This is a genomic window from Seohaeicola saemankumensis, from assembly GCF_021021435.1.
Lineage (GTDB): Bacteria > Pseudomonadota > Alphaproteobacteria > Rhodobacterales > Rhodobacteraceae > Seohaeicola.
In genome coordinates, this window is record NZ_JAINWI010000046.1 from 1 (window position 1) to 3,744 (window position 3,744).

Genomic DNA, 3,744 nt, shown 5'->3' on the forward strand with positions numbered 1-3,744 from the left:
AAACTCTCGGTATGAATGAGGGAGCTTCGGGGGGCAGGTCACTTGATGCCGCCGTCGAACGCAGTAGCGCATAATCCGCTGCTTATGTGCGAGGCGTGCCCGGTGTGTTCAATCCGCCGAGCATCTGAAGGTCGGCCGCTTCATGATCCAGCGCGGCCGGTCCAGCGGTCGCCATGTCTTTCACCCCCGCGTGGCCGAACCGCGGACCGGCGCGCGATCTCGAATCTCGGGCAAGGACACCGTCTATGCGGCCAGGGTGATCGGCTACCAAGTCGATCTATGCCGACGGTGCGGTGGGCTATCTTGAGGACTTCCTCCGGGCCGAGCGTGACAGCCAACCCGCACTTTTCCGCAGCCACGGCCTTTCTGGAAAGGCGCAAACCGACCTACACGACAACCTGAGGCAGGTGACGGAGGTTACAGTGCCCCCTTTTCCTTCCAGCTCTCCAGATCCTTCAGCACCTCCCAGCCTTCCAGCGCATGGGCCGGGTCCGTCTCGGCTGCGGGCACGACGGGTTCGGGCACGTCGGGAACGGTGCGCGAAAAACGCGGCGCGGGAACCGGCTGCACCACGCCGTCCACCTCGAAATAAACGTTGCGGGCTTGCATGTGCGGATGAGCCGGAGCTTCCTCCAGCGTCAGGACAGGGGCAAAGCAGGCGTCTGTTTTACCCAACAGTTCGGTCCATTCGTCCCGCGTCTTTTCAAGGAATCTCGCGGCGAAAATTGCGCGCATTTCGGGCCAGCGGGCCTTGTCATTCTGGGGCGGCATCGTGTCTTCGGGAAGTTCAAGCAGCTTAACAAGCAGCGCAAAGAACTTGGGTTCGATCGGGGCGATCGAGACATAGCGCCCGTCCTTGCAGAGATAGACATCGTAATAGGGCGCGCCGCCGTCGATGATGTTCGTGCCGCGCTCGGGCGTGATGATCCCGGCCCCGAGCAGGCCGTGGAAGTTGGTCATCAGATGCGCGACCCCATCAGAAATCGCGGCATCCACCACCTGCCCCTTGCCAGATTGGCGCGCCTCGATGATCGCCGCGCAGATTCCCAAGGCAAGATACAGCGCCCCACCACCAAGGTCACCGACCAGCGACAGCGGTACGGTCGGCGGCTGACCCTCGCGCCCGATCATCGACAGCGCACCGGTAATCGCGATGTAGTTGAGATCGTGGCCGGCGGATTGGGCCAGCGGCCCCTCTTGGCCCCAGCCGGTCATCCGGCCACAGACCACCCGAGGATTGACCCTGAACAAATCGTCGGGCCCAAGTCCCAGACGTTCCGTTACGCCGGGGCGGAACCCTTCGATCACCGCATCGGATTCGGCCACAAGCGCGCGGACAAAGGCGACACCTTCGGGGTCTTTCAGATCGACCGCGACCTGACGGCGCCCCCTGTTCAGTAGATTGAACTTCGGCGGGCGTTTGATGCCCAGCTGGGACTCTACCTTGCGTTCGACCCGGATCACGGTCGCGCCAAGATCCGCCAACAACATCGCGCACATCGGACCGGGTCCGATCCCGGCCAGTTCCACGATCTTTACACCTGCAAGCGGTCCCATACGACATCCTCTCTGAATATGTTGTATCGGCGCAGCCTAGGTCGTGCCAAAGCCGCCGGCCATAGGACGCGGCGGCTCTGACGCATATGCGTGAAAATCGGAACTATACGCCGAGTCCTGTGGAAGCCGAATTTGGTGACTTGACGGCTGGGCTTGCAACGATTCAGCTATGCCTATGATCCGCCCTGGCTTTCTTTCCTCAGCAGACCGCCTCGAACTTGAGGCTTGCGTGCGTCGCCAGCGCGAGGACCACGGTATTGCCCGTCGTGCAAATGCGATCCTGCTGCTCGACGACGGCAAGTCCTGCCAACAGATTTCGGACTTCCTGTATCTGGACGACGACACCATCCGCGGCTGGCATAAAACCTACCTGCAAGATGGCTGGGATGCGCTTGCATTCGACGGCTGGAAGGGCGGTCAGTCCCATATGACGCAGGCACAGCAGGTTGCGTTGTGCGCTTGGCTGGAAGCGCGCTTCTGTCGCTCGACGGTTGGATCAAATCCAGCGGTTCTCAGCACGGCAGGGCGCGGTCGTGTGAATATTCATGGCGCCGTGAACCTCGAAACCTTCGATGCACCGTTTGTCGAGCCCACAACCGTTGATGGGGTCAGTGCCGTGCAGCTTCTCACCAAGATCGAGGCGCGCAACCCCGACAAGCGCATCATTCATGTCATCTGGGACAACGCCGCCTATCACAAGGGCCCCGATGTCAGGGCCTTTCTCGCCAGGACGGCTTGCCGTATCCATCTGATCCAGCTGCCGCCCTACTGCCCCCATCTCAATCCGATTGAGCGACTTTGGGCCGTCTTGCATCAATACGTTACCCACAATCGCTACTACCCAAGCCAGAAGCAGTTCGCCAACGCCATCCTTGCATTCATGCGTAAGACCATCCCGCAGGAATGGACGAAATTCCGCGACAAGGTCTCAGACAAATTCCGCGTCATAACCCACGAGAACTTTCGGGTTTTGAAGTAAGAGCGGTATAGCGCATTCCGGCACCGCGAATCTTGCCCTCTTTAGGGACCTTCCACATAGACGCGGTGCGACGGCGTTCCGCCTGCTCCACGTAGCTGCCGAAATGCTTGTCAATCTCTTCGCGCAGCAAGGACACCAGTTCATGCTCGCGATCCTGAATCACGGACGTCGGAGCTCCGAGGCCGATGGCCAGGGGCCGGTCGGTACATTCCCGCGGCAGCAGCATTGCAATCAGACCCGATCCCTGCACGACCTGGTCAATCGAGACGAAATATCTTTGCTCCCGGACTTTCTGGACAGAATCGATCAGCGCTTCGATATCGAGCGGATCTTGACCGTCTGGCCTATAAGCATTGATACGTCGGAACATGCGACGGATCTCGTTGTCATTCATGGTTGACAGAAGCACATACCCCACACCCGAAGCGCCAAGCGGCCGCCGCGTCCCGACTGCGATATGATGCGCCAACGACTTCTTCGGGTTGGACACATGATAATATAGGGCATGATCGCCGTTCTGCGCGCCCAGCAGGCACAAAAGGCCGCTCCGTTCGACCACCGTATCCACCAAGCGCAACAGCGCCCCGCCACCAAAAAGAGCGGGACTCATCCAGCTGCCGATCAAGGGCACGCGATCGGTCGGATAATAAGTGCGGGCTCCGTTATCATGGGTCAGAAAACCGAGCGCGACCATGCTTTTCAGCAGCGCGGAGGTGCTGGATTGGGGGTAGCCCAGCCGCATCGCCACTTCGACGATATTCACGGGCCGACGCAGTTCGTCGAACAGCTCTAGTGTTTCTAGAGTGCGCGCCACCGACTTCACGACATGTACTTGCCGCCCGTCCGTCGTAGGAAATAGTGCAAGCATCGACTCCTCCCAAATCGCTATTGCCAATTGTGTTTGTTATTGTGAACCACCGAGCACGCCTGTCAAGCAAATCGACATTTTAAACTTTCTCGTTTGCGACGTCCGCATACCGCAGCACTTCCATACCGCAGATTGGATCTGTCGCGGTTTGATGCCGGTCCTTTGATAGCACTTACTGCAACAAAGGAGATGAGCTTTGGGACTGAAACGGCCGGACGAATTTCGCAAGACAGAGGAAGAGGCGGTCGCAGGATTTCGACCATTTGCCGCCTTGAGTTGTAGTAAGTCAGCCATTTTCCGATGCCCCCTGTTTGGCAAGCATTATCTTTATTTTCGGCGG

4 protein-coding genes are annotated in these 3,744 nt (G+C 59.2%); 1 reads left to right on the forward strand and 3 read right to left on the reverse strand.

All coding sequences use genetic code 11. The annotated features are described in order from the left end of the window. Positions 1–417 precede the first annotated feature (417 nt). Positions 418–1,557, reverse strand: coding sequence for a CaiB/BaiF CoA transferase family protein (locus K7H22_RS19800; RefSeq protein ID WP_230802530.1), 1,140 nt, complete (start codon positions 1,555–1,557; stop codon positions 418–420). A gap of 169 nt (positions 1,558–1,726) precedes the next feature. On the opposite strand from K7H22_RS19800, the gene K7H22_RS19805 reads away from it, so the two are divergent. Beyond that, positions 1,727–2,536, forward strand: a complete 810-nt coding sequence (locus K7H22_RS19805; protein ID WP_419248204.1) for an IS630 family transposase — start codon at positions 1,727–1,729, stop codon at positions 2,534–2,536. Here K7H22_RS19805 and K7H22_RS19810 read toward each other — a convergent pair. Both K7H22_RS19810 and K7H22_RS19815 read right to left on the reverse strand, forming a co-directional pair. Further along, complete coding sequence (locus K7H22_RS19810) at positions 2,502–3,404, reverse strand: IclR family transcriptional regulator (RefSeq protein WP_230802531.1); 903 nt, start codon at positions 3,402–3,404, stop codon at positions 2,502–2,504. The two genes, K7H22_RS19805 and K7H22_RS19810, sit on opposite strands and share 35 nt — an antisense overlap. Positions 3,405–3,466: 62 nt before the next feature. Beyond that, positions 3,467–3,744, reverse strand: a 278-nt coding sequence (locus tag K7H22_RS19815; protein WP_230802532.1) for a hypothetical protein, incomplete at its 5' end; no start/stop codon positions are given.

Coding starts and splice junctions, on each gene's coding strand:
- K7H22_RS19800 (WP_230802530.1), bottom strand. CDS start 1,557: ATGGGACCGCTTGCAGGTGTAAAGATCGTGGAACTGGCCGGGATCGGA.
- K7H22_RS19805 (WP_419248204.1), top strand. CDS start 1,727: ATGCCTATGATCCGCCCTGGCTTTCTTTCCTCAGCAGACCGCCTCGAA.
- K7H22_RS19810 (WP_230802531.1), bottom strand. CDS start 3,404: ATGCTTGCACTATTTCCTACGACGGACGGGCGGCAAGTACATGTCGTG.